Origin of the sequence: Halomonas aestuarii, assembly GCF_001886615.1 — a bacterium.
In the GTDB taxonomy this organism is placed as follows: Bacteria; Pseudomonadota; Gammaproteobacteria; order Pseudomonadales; family Halomonadaceae; genus Halomonas; species Halomonas aestuarii.
This window is the reverse complement of record NZ_CP018139.1, coordinates 2,330,890-2,347,315: the sequence shown is the minus strand read 5'-3', so window position 1 is coordinate 2,347,315 and position 16,426 is coordinate 2,330,890. Positions and strand designations below refer to the sequence as shown.

General features: G+C 70.7%; 11 protein-coding genes. 8 read left to right on the top strand and 3 right to left on the bottom strand.

The window, feature by feature from the left end; all coding sequences use genetic code 11:
* Positions 1-8 precede the first annotated feature (8 nt).
* Entirely contained in the window at positions 9-3,086 is a 3,078-nt protein-coding gene (locus BOX17_RS10890; RefSeq protein ID WP_071944467.1) for a bifunctional diguanylate cyclase/phosphodiesterase, read from the bottom strand.
* Positions 3,087-3,292: 206 nt separating this feature from the next.
* Here BOX17_RS10890 and BOX17_RS10885 point away from each other — a divergent pair, with 206 nt between their 5' ends.
* The 6 genes from BOX17_RS10885 (at position 3,293) to BOX17_RS10860 (ending at position 9,948) form a co-directional block, all read left to right on the top strand.
* Positions 3,293-4,573, top strand: a complete 1,281-nt coding sequence (locus BOX17_RS10885) for an MgtC/SapB family protein (protein WP_071944465.1) — start codon at positions 3,293-3,295, stop codon at positions 4,571-4,573.
* 119 nt (positions 4,574-4,692) lie between these two features.
* Entirely contained in the window at positions 4,693-6,450 is a 1,758-nt protein-coding gene (gene acsA / locus BOX17_RS10880; protein WP_071944463.1) for an acetate--CoA ligase, read from the top strand.
* Positions 6,447-7,469: a pyruvate dehydrogenase (acetyl-transferring) E1 component subunit alpha gene (gene pdhA, locus BOX17_RS10875; protein ID WP_071944461.1), complete on the top strand. Its 1,023-nt coding sequence runs from the start codon at positions 6,447-6,449 to the stop codon at positions 7,467-7,469. The genes acsA and pdhA overlap by 4 nt, the downstream gene beginning before the upstream one ends.
* Positions 7,466-8,446 (top strand): alpha-ketoacid dehydrogenase subunit beta, encoded by a 981-nt coding sequence (locus tag BOX17_RS10870; RefSeq protein ID WP_071944460.1) that lies wholly within the window; start codon positions 7,466-7,468, stop codon positions 8,444-8,446. Before pdhA ends, BOX17_RS10870 begins: the two co-directional genes overlap by 4 nt.
* A 33-nt stretch (positions 8,447-8,479) precedes the next feature.
* Positions 8,480-9,703, top strand: coding sequence for a dihydrolipoamide acetyltransferase family protein (locus tag BOX17_RS10865; protein ID WP_071944459.1), 1,224 nt, complete (start codon positions 8,480-8,482; stop codon positions 9,701-9,703).
* Positions 9,691-9,948, top strand: a complete 258-nt coding sequence (locus BOX17_RS10860) for an acyl carrier protein (protein ID WP_083582136.1) — start codon at positions 9,691-9,693, stop codon at positions 9,946-9,948. The genes BOX17_RS10865 and BOX17_RS10860 overlap by 13 nt, the downstream gene beginning before the upstream one ends.
* 41 nt (positions 9,949-9,989) lie before the next feature.
* On the opposite strand, the gene BOX17_RS10855 is transcribed toward BOX17_RS10860, so the two are convergent.
* On the bottom strand, positions 9,990-10,490 hold the full coding sequence (locus BOX17_RS10855) for a DUF4231 domain-containing protein (protein WP_071944458.1): 501 nt from the start codon (positions 10,488-10,490) through the stop codon (positions 9,990-9,992).
* A 201-nt stretch (positions 10,491-10,691) separates the two neighbouring features.
* Here BOX17_RS10855 and BOX17_RS10850 point away from each other — a divergent pair, with 201 nt between their 5' ends.
* Both BOX17_RS10850 and BOX17_RS10845 read left to right on the top strand, forming a co-directional pair.
* Positions 10,692-11,162: a glycine zipper 2TM domain-containing protein gene (locus BOX17_RS10850; RefSeq protein ID WP_071944457.1), complete on the top strand. Its 471-nt coding sequence runs from the start codon at positions 10,692-10,694 to the stop codon at positions 11,160-11,162.
* Positions 11,163-11,164: 2 nt separating this feature from the next.
* Positions 11,165-12,160 (top strand): hypothetical protein, encoded by a 996-nt coding sequence (locus tag BOX17_RS10845; RefSeq protein WP_071944455.1) that lies wholly within the window; start codon positions 11,165-11,167, stop codon positions 12,158-12,160.
* Between the two features lie 4 nt (positions 12,161-12,164).
* Here the strand turns inward: BOX17_RS10845 and BOX17_RS16555 are convergent, their stop codons facing one another.
* Positions 12,165-16,406: an nSTAND1 domain-containing NTPase gene (locus tag BOX17_RS16555; protein WP_083582134.1), complete on the bottom strand. Its 4,242-nt coding sequence runs from the start codon at positions 16,404-16,406 to the stop codon at positions 12,165-12,167.
* Between the last annotated feature and the right edge of the window lie 20 nt (positions 16,407-16,426).

Here is a 16,426-nt window from a genome sequence, read left to right as displayed (position 1 = left end):
GACATGCATCAAGCCTGTAAGGGAAGCGACTCCACGGGCCCAGGCCGTCCGAAGAAGTAGCCCTGGAAGGCTTGGCAGCCTTGTGCCATCAGCCAGGCCCGCTGGGCCTCGGTCTCGACCCCCTCGGCGATCACCTCCAGCTGCAGGCTCTCGGAAAGCGCGATGGTGCTGGCGACGATGGCCGCACTGGCCTCGTCCTCCAGCAGGTCACGCACGAAGGACTGGTCGATCTTGAGCTGGTCCAGGGGCAGGCGCTTGAGGTAGGAGAGCGAGGAGTAGCCGGTGCCGAAGTCGTCCAGGGAGAAGGTCACGCCGTGCTCCTTGAGACACAGCATGGTCTTGCGGGCCTCGTCGCGGTCATCGACGAACAGGCTCTCGGTCACCTCGAGCTTGAGTCGTGTGGGTGGTGCCCCAGTGCGCGCCAGGGTGGCCAGCACTTGCTCGGCGAACCCGGCCTCGCGAAACTGCACGGGGCTGACATTGACCGAGATCGTCAGCTCGGCCGTGGCAGGATCGGCGGCCCAGGCAGCCAGCTGACGACATGCGGTCTCCAGCACCCAGCCGCCGATGGGCACGATCAACCGGTTCTCCTCGGCCAGGGGAATGAAGTCGCCAGGCGATACCATGCCATGCGCCGGATGCGCCCAGCGCAGCAGCGCCTCGACCCCGGTCATCCTCCCGTCGCCCCCCACCTGGGGCTGATAGTGGAGCCGGAACTCGCCCCGGGGCAGCGCCTGGCGCAGGTCCGCCTCGAGCCGGGCACGCTGCTGAAGCTGTGCCTGCATGGCGGGGTCGAAGAAGCGCAGGGTATCGCGCCCCGCCTCCTTGGCCTTGAACAGCGCCATGTCGGCCTGCTGGAGGATCTGCTCCAGGGTCGTCTCGTGGTCGCGGTAGAGCGTGATCCCAAGGCTGGCGGTCATCTCCACCTCGACGCCCTCCAGGCGCATCGGCGAGCGCAGCACGCCAAGCAGCTTGTAGGCGACGCGCTCGGCCACCACCGCCACCCGAGCCGGGTCGCGTCCGAGGTCGTGCAGCAGCACGGCGAACTCGTCACCACCCAGCCGCGCCAGGGTATCGGTCGCGCGCAGCACCTCGCCCAGCCGCAGGGCGACCTGCTGCAGGAGCTGGTCGCCGGCCAGGTGACCCTGGGTATCGTTGACCTGCTTGAAGTTGTCCAGGTCGAGGTAGAACAGGGCACCGAACTGGCCGTTACGGTAGCTGTCCTTCAGCACGCCCTCCAGGCGATCCAGCATCAGGCGGCGGTTCGGCAGCCCGGTCAGGGGATCGAAGAAGGCGAGCTGGTGGATCTCCTCCTCGGCCGCCTTGCGCCGGGTGATGTCGCTGAAGGTGGCCACGTAGTGGGTCAGCTCACCGGCCTCGTCGCGCACCGCGCTGATGGTGAGCCACTCGGGGAAGACCTCGCCGTTCTTGCGGCGGTTCCAGATCTCGCCCTGCCAGCTGCCGGTCTGTCGCACGCTCTCCCAGAGCGCCCGGTAGAAGGCCTCGTCGTGACGCCCGGAGCTGAGCATACGGGGGTTGCGCCCCAGCACCTCCGACTCCGTGTAGCCGGTGATGCGCGTGAAGGTCTCGTTGACCCGGAGGATCGCGCCCTGGTCATCGGTGATCAGCATCCCCAGGTGGGTCTCGAAGGCCATGGCGGCGATGCGCAGCTGGGCCTCGGTGGCACGGGCGCGGGTGACCTCGCGCACCACGGCCAGCACGCCGCTGAAGGCCCCTCCCTCCCGGGCCAGCGGGCTGATGACCGCCTGGAAGATGCGCGGCATGCCGCCCAGGGAGACGCGATACTCGATCTCCACTGGCTCGCCGCTGGCCTTGAGCTCCGCCAGGGCCCGGTCGAACTGTCGCGACACGTCCGTCGACAGGACATCGCGGTAGTGACGCTGCAGCAGGTCGTCGACGTCCCCGGCCAGCTGGTCCGGGTCCAGGGCATGGACGTAGACGAAGCGTCCCTCGGCATCGACGACGAAGATCATGTCCTGGATCGAGCCGATCAGGGCCTGGAGCCGCGCCTCGCGCTCCTGCACCGAGCGCCGGGCCTGTTCCCGCTCGGCCAGCCGCAGGCGCAGCTCGACCTCCAGCCCCCGCAGGCGGAGGTAGTGCCGCAGCGCCAGCAGGCCCAGGCACGCGACCAGCAGGAAGACGCCGCCCAGCAGCCACAGGCGTTGGTACCAGCCGCTCAAGGCCACGTCGAGCTCCTCGCCGACCACCACCAGCAGGGGCAGGCCCGCCACGCGCTGCATGGCATAGAGGCGTTCGCGGCCGTCCAGCGGCGAGACCGTGCGCAGGGTGGTCGAGGCCTGGCCGCTGTCGAGGAAGGCCCGGGTCAATGGCTCACGGAGCTCGAGCCCCGGCACCCGGGCCATCCTCTCGGGGTCGAAGTCCGGCTGCCGAGCCACCAGGCGCATGCCGGTGTCGATCAGGGCCATGCTCTCGCTTGGCGTGATGTCCAGTCCCTCGAGAACCTGGCCGAAGATGGCCGGGTTTAGCCACATCACGACCAGGCCACGGGGGCTGCCGCCCAGCCATTCCAGGCGACGGGCTTGCGCCATAAGGAAGTCCTGGTTCAGGGCCGACCAGTAGAGCGGGGACACCCACTCCTGCAGGTCGTCATCCTGCTCGAAGGCCTGAAAATAGGGCGAACCGGCGACATCAAATCCGGGGGGTAATATAGAGCTGGAAGAGGCCAGCAGCCTCCCTCCCAAATCGACGATACCGATACCGTCGATCAAGGGATATTGGTTACTGTGCTGGCGAAGCAGCGCCTGGAGGGCCGAGTCATTGTCGTGGCGTGCCAACAGCGCACTGCTGAAAGGGGTCTCGAGCAAATGCACCAGGCTCGAGAGCGAATGTTCGCTGGCATGGAAGGTACTGGCCACCCATTCGGCCATGAGGTCGGCCCGCCCCCCGGTGCGACCCCGCGCGCTCTCGAGGGCGCGCTGGTGATGATCGAGGAGCACCCAGGCCAGGAAGACCGCCAGCGTCAGCAGCGTCAGCAGGTAGATACCGATGGCTTGCAAGCGTGTCCAGCGGTGCCGCTCGCCGGTCGGGCCGGGAAAATCCTTCATACCACCGGAGTTCCTTGTCTCGTAGGGGCACCGCCAGTGTAACGCATTGTTTTGCTTTGTCCTCCCTCGCAGGTCGCGGTCCTTCCGAAATCCATGCCCGACCAGCCCGGCAGGCCCCTCCCGTAGGGGAACATTGAAGCGGGGGCCAGCACCGGCCACCCTGAAGCCATCCGCCGGTCACCGGACGGCACCAGGAAGCCCCTGCCATGGATGATGTCGCCAGCGACTTTCTCATCGCCCACGAACCCGCCCTTCGCCTGGGCGTGGCGCTGCTGCTGGGTGCCCTGATCGGCATCGAGCGCGGCTGGGTCGCCCGGGAACAGGAGTCCGGGGAGCGCATCGCCGGGATCCGCACCCATGCGCTGGTCGGCCTGCTCGGCGGCATCGCCGCCCTGCTCTCGGGGACGGTCAGCGAGTGGGCCTTCCCGCTCATCTTCCTGTCCCTGGCCGGCACCAGCCTGGTCGCCTGGCGGGCGCGACTGACCCGGCACCATGACTACAGCATCACCGGCCTGGTGGGCCTGCTGCTGACGTTCTGCTTCGGTGCTGTGGCCGTGGCGATCGACCTGGCACTCGCCACCGCCGGTGCGGTGATCACCGCGGTGATCCTCGACAACAAGCACGAGATACACGGCCTGCTGAACAAGCTGCAGGCCCACGAGCTCGATGCCGGCCTCAAGCTGCTGCTGATCAGCGTGGTGATGCTCCCGCTGCTGCCGGATCGCGGCGTCGGCCCCGGCGAGGTGCTCAACCCCTACGAGATCTGGTGGATGGTGGTGCTGATCGCCGCGATCTCCTTCGTCGGCTATTTCGCCATGCGCGTGGGCGGCGCCGAGAAGGGCATCCTCTTCACTGGCCTCTTCGCCGGCCTCTCCTCCTCCACGGCGCTGACCCTGCACTTCGCCCGGCTGTCCCGCCAGAGCCGCGAGGTCGAGGCGATGCTGGCCCCCGGCATCCTGCTGGCCTGCGGCACCATGTTCCCGCGGATCCTGATCTATGCCGCGGTGATCAGCCCGGGACTGCTGCCCCGGTTGCTGCTGCCGATCACGGTGATGGGCCTGATGCTCTACCTGCCCGCGATGCTCCTCTGGTATCGCCATAGACACACCCTCCGGGTCGACCGCCCGACCCCGGTCCAGAACCCCCTGGAGCTGAGCACGGCGCTGCTGTTCGGGGGCCTGCTGGGACTGATCATGCTGCTCGGGGAGTGGCTGCGCGACTGGCTGGGCGAGGCCGGCATCTACCTGTTGGCGGCCACCTCGGGGATGGCCGACGTGGATGCCATCACCCTCTCGCTGACCCGCATGTCGCTGGAGCGGATCACGCCCTCCACCGCGGTGCTGGGGATCGTCATCGCCGCCGCGGTCAACAACCTCGTCAAGTCGGGACTGGCCACGGCCTTCGGCTCCCGGCGGCTCGGCAAGCAGGTCGCCCTGCCGATGGTGGCCTCGCTGGCGGCGGGCCTGGCGCTGGCCTTGCTGGCATGAGACGAGGCCAGGGCGGCTGTCCCGACTTGTCGCAGATCAAGCCGGCCCCATGACGGGCACGCGGGAACAGGCCCGCGGACTACGCTGGAAGGAGTCATGGATTCAGGAGGTCGTCGCCCATGGAGATTCTCCGCAAGAGCCGCCACGAGGCCCAGGCCGCGGTACTGGACGATTACCCGTCGACATGCGCCAGCTTCTCCTGGGAGGAGGCCCGCGGGTGGCTCGACGGCCTGCCCGACGGCGGCGGGCTGAACATCGCCCACGAGGCGGTGGATCGCCATGCCGCCGGCGAGGCGGGGGAGCGCATCGCGATCCGCTGGCTCGGCAAGTCCGGGACCCGACGCGAGATCCGCTATCGCGAGCTGGCCGAACTGAGCAGTCGCTTCGCCAATGTGCTGGAGACCCTTGGCATGGCCCGCGGCGCCGGCGTCTTCCTGCTCGCCGGGCGGATTCCCGAGCTCTACCTCGCGGTGCTCGGGGCGCTCAAGCAGGGGGCCGTGGTCACGCCGCTGTTCTCCGCCTTCGGCCCCGAGCCCATCGCGACCCGGATGACCCTCGGCGAGGGCCGGGTGCTGGTGACCACCACCAGCCTCTACCGTCGCAAGGTGGCCCCGATCCGCGATCGGCTGCCGAGCCTCGAGCACGTCCTGGTGGTCCGCGACGACGACTTCGAGGCGCTGCCCGAGGGCACCCGGGAGCTCGCCCCGCTGCTCGAGGCGGCCGCGTCCGACTACACGATCCCGGCGACCGACCCCGAGACGCCGGCCCTTCTGCACTTCACCAGCGGCACCACCGGCAAGCCAAAGGGGGCGCTGCACGTCCACCAGGCCGTGGTCGCCCACCACGCCACCGCCCGCTTCGCCCTCGACCTGCGCGCCGACGATGTCTTCTGGTGCACGGCCGATCCCGGCTGGGTCACCGGCACCTCCTACGGCATCATCGCCCCGCTCTCCCTCGGCGCCACCCTGGTGATCGACGAGGCGGAGTTCGATGCCGAGCGCTGGTACCAGATCCTGGAGCGCGAGGCCGTCAGCGTCTGGTACACCGCCCCCACCGCCGTGCGGATGATGATGAAGGGGGGCTCGGCGCGTGCCCGCGCCGGCAACTATCCCGCCCTGCGCTTCATCGCCAGCGTCGGCGAGCCGCTCAACCCCCAGGCCGTGCACTGGGGCATGGAGGCCTTCGGGCTGCCGATCCACGACAACTGGTGGCAGACCGAGACGGGCGGGATCATGATCGCCAACTTCGCCAGCATGGACATCCGCCCCGGCGCCATGGGCAAGCCCCTGCCCGGCATCGAGGCCGCGGTGCTGCGCCGCCTGCCCGACGGCGGCGTCGCGCCGGTCGAGCATGTCGACGACGAGGGCGAGCTCGCGCTGCGCGTCGGCTGGCCCTCGATGTTCCGCACCTACCTGCACGAGGAGGAACGCTACCGGCGCTGCTTCGTCGGCGACTGGTACCTGACCGGCGACCTGGCCCGCCGTGACCACGATGGCTACTTCTGGTTCGTGGGCCGGGCCGACGACATGATCAAGTCCGCCGGCCACCTGATCGGTCCCTTCGAGGTGGAATCGGCGCTGATGGAGCACCCGGCGGTAGCCGAGGTCGGGGTGATCGGCAAGCCGGACCCGGTGATCGGCGAGATCGTCAAGGCCTTCGTGGCCCTGAAGCCGGGCCATGAGCCCGACGAGGCCCTGCGCCGCGAACTGCTCGGCTTCGCCCGCAAGCGCCTCGGTCCCGCGGTCGCCCCCAAGGAGATCGACATCCAGCCCTCGCTGCCCAGGACCCGCAGCGGCAAGATCATGCGTCGCCTGCTCAAGGCCAGGGAGCTGGGCCTGCCCGAGGGTGACATCTCGACCCTGGAGACCCCGCGATGACCCCCCAGGACACCCCCGACACCCGGCCCGCCATCGGCGCCGCCGGCCTGGACGATCCCGAGCGCGCCCGGGCGCTGCTGTGGCAGATGGTGCGCATCCGCCGCTTCGAGGAGAAGTGCGCCGAGCTCTACAGCGCCGGCATGATCCGTGGCTTCCTGCATCTCTACATCGGTGAGGAGGCCATCGCGGCCGGTGCCATGCCCGCCCTGCGCGACACCGACAGCGTGCTGGCCACCTATCGCGAGCACGGCCATGCCCTGGCCCGCGGGGTGCCGGCGGGCGAGATCATGGCCGAGATGTACGGCAAGCAGGAGGGCTGCAGCCGCGGCCATGGTGGCTCCATGCACCTGTTCGACGCCGGCCGTCGCTTCGTCGGCGGCAGCGCCATCGTGGGCGGCTCCCTGCCACTGGCGGTAGGGTTCGCCCTGGCCGACCAGCTGGCCGGTCGCGACAACGTGACCGCCTGCTTCTTCGGCGACGGAGCCGTGGCGGAGGGGGAGTTCCACGAGTCCCTCAACCTCGCGACCCTCTGGCAGCTGCCGGTGCTCTTCCTGTGCGAGAACAACCGCTACGCCATGGGCACCGCGCTGGAGCGCCACCAGTCCCAGGTCGACCTGGCCGCCAAGGCCGCCGCCTACCGCCTGCCGAGCGAGTCGGTGGACGGCATGGACGTGGTGGCGGTGAGCCGGGCCACCGAGGCCGCGGTGGCCTACGTGCGCGGCGGCCAGGGGCCGATGTTCCTGGAGTACCGCACCTACCGCTTCCGCGCCCACTCGATGTTCGACCCCGAGCACTACCGCGACAAGGCGGAGGTCGAGCAGTGGAGGCAGCGCTGTCCCGTCGAGACGTTCGCCCGGGACGCCGTGGCATGCGGGCTGCTCGAGGCCTCGGTGCGCGACGAGATCGAGCGCGAGGTCGCCGAGGAGATCGACGCCGCCGTGGCCTTCGCCGAGGCCGGCACCTGGGAGCCGGTGGAGGACCTCTGCCACGATGTCTATGCCCGGGAGGTGCGCCCATGACCACCCAGACGATCGCCTACCGCGAGGCCCTGCGCCAAGGACTGCGCGAGGCCCTGATCCGCGACGACCGCGTCTTCCTGATGGGCGAGGACGTGGGCCGCTACGGCGGCACCTACGCGGTCAGCCACGGCCTGCTGGAGGAGTTCGGCGAGGCGCGCATCCGCGATACCCCGCTCTCCGAGTCGACCTTCACCGGGGCCGGCATCGGCGCGGCCCTCAACGGCATGCGCCCCATCGTCGAGATCATGACGGTGAACTTCAGCCTGCTCGCCCTCGACCAGATCATGAACAACGCCGCCACCCTGCGCCACATGTCGGGCGGACAGTACAGCGTGCCGGTGGTGATCCGCATGACCACCGGCGGGGGGCGCCAGCTCGCCGCCCAGCACTCCCACAGCCTGGAGGGCTGGTACGCCCACATCCCGGGGCTGCGCATCGTCGCCCCCGCGACCCACGAGGACGCCCGCGGCATGCTGCTGGCCGCCCTGGAGGATCCCGACCCGGTGCTGATCTTCGAGCATGCCCTGCTGCTGGGCGCCGAGGGCACCGTCGAGGGCGAGCCGCACCCCATGGAGCTCGACCATGCCGCCATCCGGCGGGAAGGCAACCAGGTCAGCCTGATCACCTACGGCGGCATGCTGCACAAGGCCCTCGCGGCCGCCGAGCAGCTGGCCGCCGAAGGCATCGACGCCGAGGTACTCGACCTGCGCACCCTGCGCCCCCTGGACGACGCCGCGATCATGGCCAGCGTGGCGAAGACCCACCGGGTGGTGGTGATCGACGAGGGGTGGCGCAGCGGCAGCCTGTCGGCCGAGATCATCACCCGCATCAACGAGCAGGCCTTCTTCGAGCTCGATGCCCCCCCGGTACGGGTCTGCAGCCAGGAGGTGCCGGTGCCCTACGCCAAGCACCTCGAGGACGCGGCGATCCCCCAGGTCGAGGACATCGTCGCCGCCGTGCAGCGGCTGCTCGGCTGATGACGAGGCAAGGAGAGACATAGGGATGGACGCATGAGCGAGTTCCGCATGCCCTCGCTGGGGGCCGACATGGAGAGCGGGACCCTGGTCGAGTGGAACATTCGACCGGGCGACCGGGTGGAGCGGGGTCAGATCGTCTGCGTGGTGGAGACCCAGAAGGGCGCCATCGACGTGGAAATCTGGGAGGGCGGGACCGTGGAGCGTCTCGTGGTCGAGGAAGGCCAGCAGGTTCCCGTGGGCGAGGTACTGGCGGTGATCCGTGCCGAAGGCGAAAAAGCCGAGGGCGAGGACGCCGCCCCGGAGACGGCACCGGCCGGCCGCCCGACGCCGACAACATCCCCGACACCGGCTCCCCGCGCGCCCGAGCGCGCGGCGACGCCCGCCGCGACAGCCGCCGGCGAACGGCTGCGCCTCTCCCCCGCCGCACGCAAGCGGGCCGGCGAGCTGGGGGTCGACCCGGCGACCGTGACCGGCAGCGGCCCTGGCGGCACGATCAGCCTGGCGGACATCGAGAAGGCCGCCGAGACGGCCCCCGAGGCACCTGCCGAGCCTCGGCTGGCCCGCCCCGCCGCCGGTCATGACGCCCATGCCGCCATGCGCCAGGCCATTGCCGCCGCCATGGCCCGCTCCAAGCGCGAGATTCCTCACTACTACCTGGGCCACACCCTCAGCGTGGAGCCGGCGCTGGCCTGGCTTGCGGCCTGCAATGCCGAACGCTCGGTGGCCGAGCGGCTGATCTTCCCGGTACTGCAGCTGCGCGCCGTGGCGATGGCGCTTCAGGAGGTGCCGGCCCTCAACGGCTGGTTCGTCGACGGCGCCTTCCGCCCCGCCGAAGGCGTGCACCTGGGGGTCGCCACCGCCCTGCGCGGCGGGGGCCTGGTGGCCCCGGCGCTGCATGATGCCGACCGGCTCGACCCCGACGCCATGATGGCCGCCCTGCGCGACCTGCTGACGCGCGCCCGAAAGGACCGGCTGAGAAGCTCGGAGCTCACCGACGCCGGCCTCACGGTCACCAACCTCGGCGACCTCGGCGTGGACAGTGTCCAGGGCGTGATCTACCCGCCCCAGGTGGCGCTGGTCGGCTTCGGGCGCATCGCCGAACGGCCCTGGGTACGCGACGGCCAGGTCGTGGCCGCCCGCTGCCTGCAGGTATCGCTGGCCGCCGACCACCGGGTCACCGATGGCGCCATCGGCGCCCGCTTCCTCACCCGACTCACCGACCTGCTGACGGAGCCCGACCGCCTATGGCCCCCCTGAGCCGCGACACCCTGCGCGACACCGTCACCGACGCCATCCTGGCGGTGGCCCCCGAGGCCGACCTCGACGCCTTGCCCCCCGGCCGACCGTGGCGAGAGCAGCTCGAGATCGACTCCTTCGACTTCCTCAACATCCTGGTCGACCTCGAGAAGCGCCTCGGCGTCAGCGTGCCGGAGAGCGACTACCACGAGCTCGAGACCCTTCAGGGTCTGCTCGACTACCTGGAGAGACGGCTAACCGGCTGAGGCTTGCCCTCGAGCACGTCGGCCTCTCTCCGGTCCGGACCTTACTGCTGAGGCGTGGTGGGCGACTTTTCGGCCGCGGGCGTTGCCACGGTTTCCGTCGTGGCATGTACCCAGCGCGCATGCTCGCGGGACACCCGCTCCTCGACCCGTTCCGCCAGCAGCCGCAGGGCCTCGCCGCGCGCCAGATCCCGGTAGGGTCCCGCTCCGGCGAGCAGCAGGAACTTCTCGTGCTTAAGGCTCTCGGCGGTGGAGCGGTATTGGATCCATAGCGGTCCGAACTGGTTGATCTGCTCGAAGGCCTCGAGGACTGCGATGAGCGCCCCCAACGTGGCGGTCAGCCAGCGGGCCCAGAGCAGATCCGCCAGGGAGATCACCGGTATCGCGGCGGCGAACACCACCTGCACCAGGCGGACGCCCTTGTGCCAGCGTCGACAGTCGCGGCTGCGACGACCATACCAGGCCAGCTGATCCTCCAGCCGTTGCCACTCGTCCGGCAGGTCCCCGGCGATGGCCGGCGCCTCGTCACGGTTCGCATCGTCCACGGCAGCCTCCGAAGCGTGTCGCCCGTCTTCAAGATAGCATCCGACCGTCGCCAACATGGAGCGTGGCGCGAAGGGGTGCAATACTGATCAACAAGGACTCGATGACGGCCCCGGTGAAGGGGTCAAGGGACGGGGCCACCCGCGCCTTCGAGCCCCACTATCCGATCTCGCGGACTGGCCCCGTCGACAGGGGGAACCGGCATGACGATTCGCTTGGTACGTGCGCTCTCTGTGGCTCTGCTGGGCCTGGTGCTGCTCGGCGGTTGCGAGAACCTCGACACCCGTGAGGGCATTGCCACCGGGATCGGCGGCGTCATCGGTGGCGTGCTCGGCAATCAGGTCGGGGGCGGCTCCGGCCGGACCATCGCCACGGTGATCGGCGCCGGACTGGGCGCCTGGATCGGCAGGGAGATCGGTGCTCGCCTGACCCGCGAGGACCGGCAAGCCATGGACACCACCCTCGACACCGCCGATGACGGGGAATCAGAGCGCTGGCGCAACCCCGAGACCGGCAACACCTACACCATGACACCCCGACGCACCTACCAGGAGGCCGACCAGCAGTGCCGTGACTTCGATCTCGAGGTCGTTGTCGATGGCGAGCGCCGTGCCACCAACGGCACGGCCTGCCGCCGACCGGACGGGGAGTCCTGGAACACGGTGGAGGCCTAGTCATGCAGCGGCGTCATCGGGGCTCCCACTGGCTCGCCGGCTCGCTGGCCGCCATGCTATTGCTGTCGCCGGCCCTGGCGATCCAGGATGATATCCAGACCATCCTGGGCGACGACGCTTACGATACCGGCAGCGACAGCAACGACAGCCCGCGCTACCCCGAAGACAATGGAGACGGGGACGATGACGACTGGAAGCTGCCGGCCATCGTGGCCGGTGCGGTGGCTCTTGGCCTGGTGGGGCGCTGGCTGTACCAGCGCAACCAGGCCCATACGCCGTCGAAAGACGACGCCATGATGTCCCGCCTTCAGCGTCAGGGCCCGGTCTTTGCGCCCAGCTACAACACCAGTGCCTTCGCCGCCATCGCCCCGGTGCGTGGCGACTGGCCCTTCGTGCTGAGCTTCTCCCACGAGGCCCCGGTCATGGTCACGCTGCGCCTCAGCGCCAGGGAAGTGCCGGAGGTCTACACCGTCCGTCTGCCCTTCGGCGCCGGCGACATCGGCGAGCACCGTCTGCAGTTCCGGCTGCCACCGGCCTTCGGTGACAGCGAACGCCCTGCCGCGATCGGCGTGACCGCCACCGACATGAGCGGCCAACGTCCGGCGCCCGGCTTCCGGATCCTGGCCCTGGGGTGCGGCCCCCGGGCGGTCGGCTCGGTCGCCATCGAGGAGGTCTCCTTCCTGCCGCGACGGATCCGCGCCCAGGCTCAGGAGCGCGCCTCCTACCGCTTCTTCTCGCATTCCGACTTTACCAACGCCGTGGCGGAGTTCATTCGCGTGGAGGACGCCAGCGATGGCGAACGCCAGTTCTTCGTCGACGAGGCGCCCATCGACGGAGGGCTCGCCGCCAACCGCAGCATCGCCCCCCGACAGTGGGACGGTCGCGACAGCTTCGAGCGGGTCTCCCGCGGCACCCATCGGCTCAAGGTCCGCGCCTGGGCCCCGACCGGCGGCTGGGTCACCGCCTGGTCGGGGTCGCGGGTCAACGTCGCGCCCTAGCGCCCTAGTCGGCCTGCAACTCCCGCCATGCCGCTTCCGGCAGGGCCTCCACCTCGTCTTGAGGCGCGAGCCGGCTGCCGGTGACGGTTTCCAGGAAGCGCACCGGCCGGTGAGGCGGGGCGACGAAGGGGGGCAGGCTCCAGAGCCGTCCCCGGGACCCCGAGACCACCAGCATCCGCATGGCCGGTATCGAGGTATCGATATCGACCATCGGCGGTTCGTGCGATCCACCGCCCAGCAGCGGGGTCAATGGTTGACCGGCGAGGGCATCCCAGAGACGCACGGCCCCGTCGGTCTGCCAGCTGATCAGGCGCTCGCCGTCGGGCGTGAAGGCCGCCCCGGCGACGCCGCCGTCATGGGACAGCGACGCCAGCAAGGCCCCGCTGTCCGCATTCCAGAGGCGCACGCCCTCGTCGCTCCAGCTGAGGATCCGCCGAGTGCCGGCATGCCACCGCGCCCCTCGCACGGCGGCATGGGCGAGCATCAGGTCTGCCTCTCCGACGAGGCGGACCCGGCCCTCCGCGGTGGCGACCACTACCGGCTCGCCCTCGGCCGCCAGGCGGGCATCGCGCACCAGCGTCCCCTCGACCGGCGTCGCCAGGATCGCGGGCGTCGGCGCCTCGGTGTCCCACAGGCTCAACCGCCGGTCCTCTCCCCAGATCAGCGCCCGCCCGCCGCCGTCCTCGGCGAAGCGCGCCCCGCGTAATCGGCATTCGCTGTCCGACGCCTCGGCATGCGCGAGCGGCTGCACCCGGGCGGTGCCCAGCCGCCACAGCCAGGCGGTACAGCCCCGCTCGCCCCAGAACAGCAGGCGGTCGGCGGCGGCCCCCCAGGCCACCCCTGCCAGCGGCGTGTCGCCGGTGGTCCCCCCGGGAGCAGCCAGCTCCAGGAAGCCCCCGTCCTCGCGATTCCAGACACGCACCTCACCGTCGGCCGTGGCGGTGAGAAGACGGCCACCGTCGGGGGAGAAGGCCGCATAGACGGCGTCCCGGTCCAGCCACTGGAGCGGGCGGTTGCCGGTCGGCGACCAGGACTGCAGGCGCCCCTCGAGGGTCACGGCCAGGACCCGCGCCTCGCCGGGCACCGGCACAGCATCGAGGACCGCCGCCCCGAACTGCCACCGCGCTGATGCGATGCCCTCAGTGACCGGGCCTCGCCAGCGACGCAGGTCGCCCGCTGCCGACCAGCTGAGCAGGTGCTCCCCCGTCGCATCGACCGCGACGCCGTCGATCCGCGCTGCTTGGCGCAGCGGCAGCCCCCGGGGCATGCCGTCGCCAAGCGACCAGATCCGCGCTTCCCGGCCGTGCCAGGTGATCAGCAGGCTCGACGTCGCTGCAGAGAGCGCGCCCTGCAGCGGACCGGGCAGGGTCGCCAGCGCTTTGCCGCTCCCGGCGTCCCACAGCCGGGCCGGTCCGCTGCCGGCGCTCCAGGTGAGGACCCGCTCGCCATCGCTGAGCGGCAGGGCGAGCTCGTTGTCGTGGCGCATGCCCGGCCCCAAGGGCGCCAGGGTATCGAAGGTTCGCAGGCTGGCGGTGCCACAGGCGCCATGGTTCCACACCAGCAGCCGGGCCGGGTCATCCAGGAAACGGGCGCCGACGGCCCGCCAGCTGCAGCGCCCCGCCCCGTCAGGAGGCAGGACGAAGTCCTGCCGCTCAGGCAGCCACAGCCGCCCGGCAAGGTCCCACAGCGCCAGCTCTCCCGTCCCGCGGCCCAGCGTCCCGCCGACTACCCTCGCTCCTCCCGCCGGCCCCGTTCCGGCCACCCGCACTGTCTCGCCATCCTGATGAATATAGGCCGTGCCGTCGTCACTCCAGACCAGCAGGCGTTCACTGTCGGGGGCAATGGCCACACCCACCGGTGCCACCCCGGGTAGCGGGCCGCGACGCACTCCGCTCGCCAGGCCCCAGATCCAGACCGCACCGCCGGCGTGGAGAGTCACCGCCGTGCCCTCCTCGGCGTCGCCGATCCACAGCCCCTCCAGCGCCGGTGGCGCCTCGAGCAGCAGCGCGCCGCTGCGACGATCGCGCACCTCGACGCGACCCGCCTCGCCTGCCACCGCGATGCGTCGCCGCCAGGGTGGTCGGTTGCCCGTGGAGTCGACCATTTGTATCGAAACGCCCAGGCTGGCGTCGTGGCGCTGCCAGAGTCGCACCTCACCCGAGGCCGTGAAGTCGGCGCTCACCAGCCCTGGGCCGACAGCGTCGATGGCTTCCAGGGTCGGGCCACTGCCCAGGCGCTCGCCGGCCCAGTAGGCGCTGGCCGCCCGTGCCGGATCCAGCGCCAGGGCCGCGGCCTGCATGAAGTGCATGCCCGAACGGAGGAGATCGTCGTCCCGGTCACGGGCACTCACCGCGTTGGCCCAGTGCAGGTCGGCCAGTCCCTGGCGGGTCGCCTGGGCCTGTTGATGCAGTGACCAGGCGACCCCGCCGAGGCCGATGACCCCTCCCAGCAGCGTCAGCCAGGTGGCCCTGACCCAGCGCCGCTTGATCCGCTCACGGCGCAGGCGCTCCTCGCGCTCAGCGTCGCGCAGGTCACGGCAGGCCTCCAGGTAGCGGCGTTCCCGCGCGTCGAGCGGCAGGGTGGCTTCCCGCGCCAGCGCCTCCGCCTCCTCCAGCCGCCCGCCACGATGGACCAGCAGCTCGTCGCTGTCGTCGCCCGCCTCCCAGTCGGCGGCGGCCCGACGCAGGCCCTCGTGGACCCTCAGGGCGTCGCGATTGGCCCGCAGCCAGTGGTTCAGCCGACGCCAGACCCGGAACAGCGATTCATGCGCCACCTCCAGGGTCCGCTCGCCCTCGTGGTCGCCGGCGATCAGCAGGCGCGCCTGGACGAAGCGCTCCAGCAGCGGCTGACTCTCCTCGGGCAGTGCCTGCCAGTGCACCACCTGACGGGTATAGCGCCCCTCGTCATCGAGGCGGACCAGGGCGAACAGCGCCCGGCGCAGGGCGTGCCGCTGCGCCGGTGTGGGCCGGGCGGCCGCGAGTACCGCCTCGGCGGCCTGTGCCACAGCGCCGTGCAGGCCGCCGAGTTCACGATATTCGGCCAGGGTGAGCCGGCTGTCGGCCCGGCCCCTCTCCCACAGCTCCCGCAGCGTGAAGGCCAGCAGCGGCAGGGCGTCCTCGGTGGCGGTATCGGCGACCATCTTCTGCGTCAGGCCCGCCTCGAGATCCAGGCCGGCCAGCTCCGCCGGCCCCTCGATGACCGCCGAGAAGCCCTCCACGGAGAGCGGCGCCACGGTCACTGGGGCCAGGGGGACATCCTGCCAGCCCGGCTGAGCCTGCAGGGCCCCCAGGAAGTCCGAACGGAGCGTGGCGATCACCAGCACGTCACCGTCGCTGGCCTGCACGACGGGATGCAGCAGGCGACGAAAGGCCGATGCCTGTGCGGAGTCCTTCAGCGCCTCCTCGAACTGGTCGATGACCAGCACCAGCGACGAGCGCTCCCGCCCGGAGGTGGCGTGCAATGCCTCGAGCGCCGCCGGCATCAGCCCCGGAGGTGCCGCATCCCGTCCGACCAGCGCCGCCAGCTCTGCGGTCGCCACGCCCTGGGCCTCGAGCCCGGCCAGAAGCCCGTCCACCAGGGCATCCCGGGGCCAGTCCCCGGGACGGATCGGCCCGATCAGTGCCCAGGTCTCCGGCGAGGCACGCAGCCGCGGCAGGATCCCGGCCCGCATCAGGGACGACTTGCCGCTCCCCGAGGCGCCCAGGAACAGCAGCAGGCGCGGGCCACCGAAGCGACGCAGACGGTTGAGGCGATCCAGGGCATGCTGGGTGTCGGCCTCGCGGCCGAAGAAGATGGCTGCGTCCTGCTCCTCGAAGGCCATCAGCCCGGGATAGGGCGGCCGGCGGGGATCCCAGTCGAACACCCCGGCGAGCGACCGGCGCAGCCGCTCGTAGCCTGACTCGGGTTCCTTGACCAGATCGATCACCTGCAGCTCGCGAAGCTGCGGACGAAGGGTACAGGGCGCGATGCGGATCGGCAGGATGGGCTTGCCGAGCGCCCGGGCATGGCTGATTTCGGCGAGACACCAGCAGGACGCCATGGAGGCGTCGCTGCACAGCACGATCAGCGCCTGACAGGCGCGCAGGCGACGGTAGAGCTCCTTCTCCCAGTCGCGTCCGGCCGGGATGCCATGCTCGACGTCGAAGTCGAGGAAGAGCGAGTGATGGCCGTGCCGCTGCAGCCAGTCGGCCAGCTCGGCGGCGGCCTTGGCATCCTGACTGCTGTGACTGATGAAGAGCGTGCTCATCCTGGCGGCCCGTATCACCC

Bases quoted from the DNA above. Each gene is read 5' to 3' on its own strand.
- BOX17_RS10885 (WP_071944465.1), top strand. From the start codon at position 3,293: ATGGATGATGTCGCCAGCGACTTTCTCATCGCCCACGAACCCGCCCTT.
- acsA (WP_071944463.1), top strand. From the start codon at position 4,693: ATGGAGATTCTCCGCAAGAGCCGCCACGAGGCCCAGGCCGCGGTACTG.
- BOX17_RS10890 (WP_071944467.1), bottom strand. From the start codon at position 3,086: ATGAAGGATTTTCCCGGCCCGACCGGCGAGCGGCACCGCTGGACACGC.
- BOX17_RS10860 (WP_083582136.1), top strand. From the start codon at position 9,691: ATGGCCCCCCTGAGCCGCGACACCCTGCGCGACACCGTCACCGACGCC.
- pdhA (WP_071944461.1), top strand. From the start codon at position 6,447: ATGACCCCCCAGGACACCCCCGACACCCGGCCCGCCATCGGCGCCGCC.
- BOX17_RS16555 (WP_083582134.1), bottom strand. From the start codon at position 16,406: ATGAGCACGCTCTTCATCAGTCACAGCAGTCAGGATGCCAAGGCCGCC.
- BOX17_RS10870 (WP_071944460.1), top strand. From the start codon at position 7,466: ATGACCACCCAGACGATCGCCTACCGCGAGGCCCTGCGCCAAGGACTG.
- BOX17_RS10845 (WP_071944455.1), top strand. From the start codon at position 11,165: ATGCAGCGGCGTCATCGGGGCTCCCACTGGCTCGCCGGCTCGCTGGCC.
- BOX17_RS10865 (WP_071944459.1), top strand. From the start codon at position 8,480: ATGAGCGAGTTCCGCATGCCCTCGCTGGGGGCCGACATGGAGAGCGGG.
- BOX17_RS10850 (WP_071944457.1), top strand. From the start codon at position 10,692: ATGACGATTCGCTTGGTACGTGCGCTCTCTGTGGCTCTGCTGGGCCTG.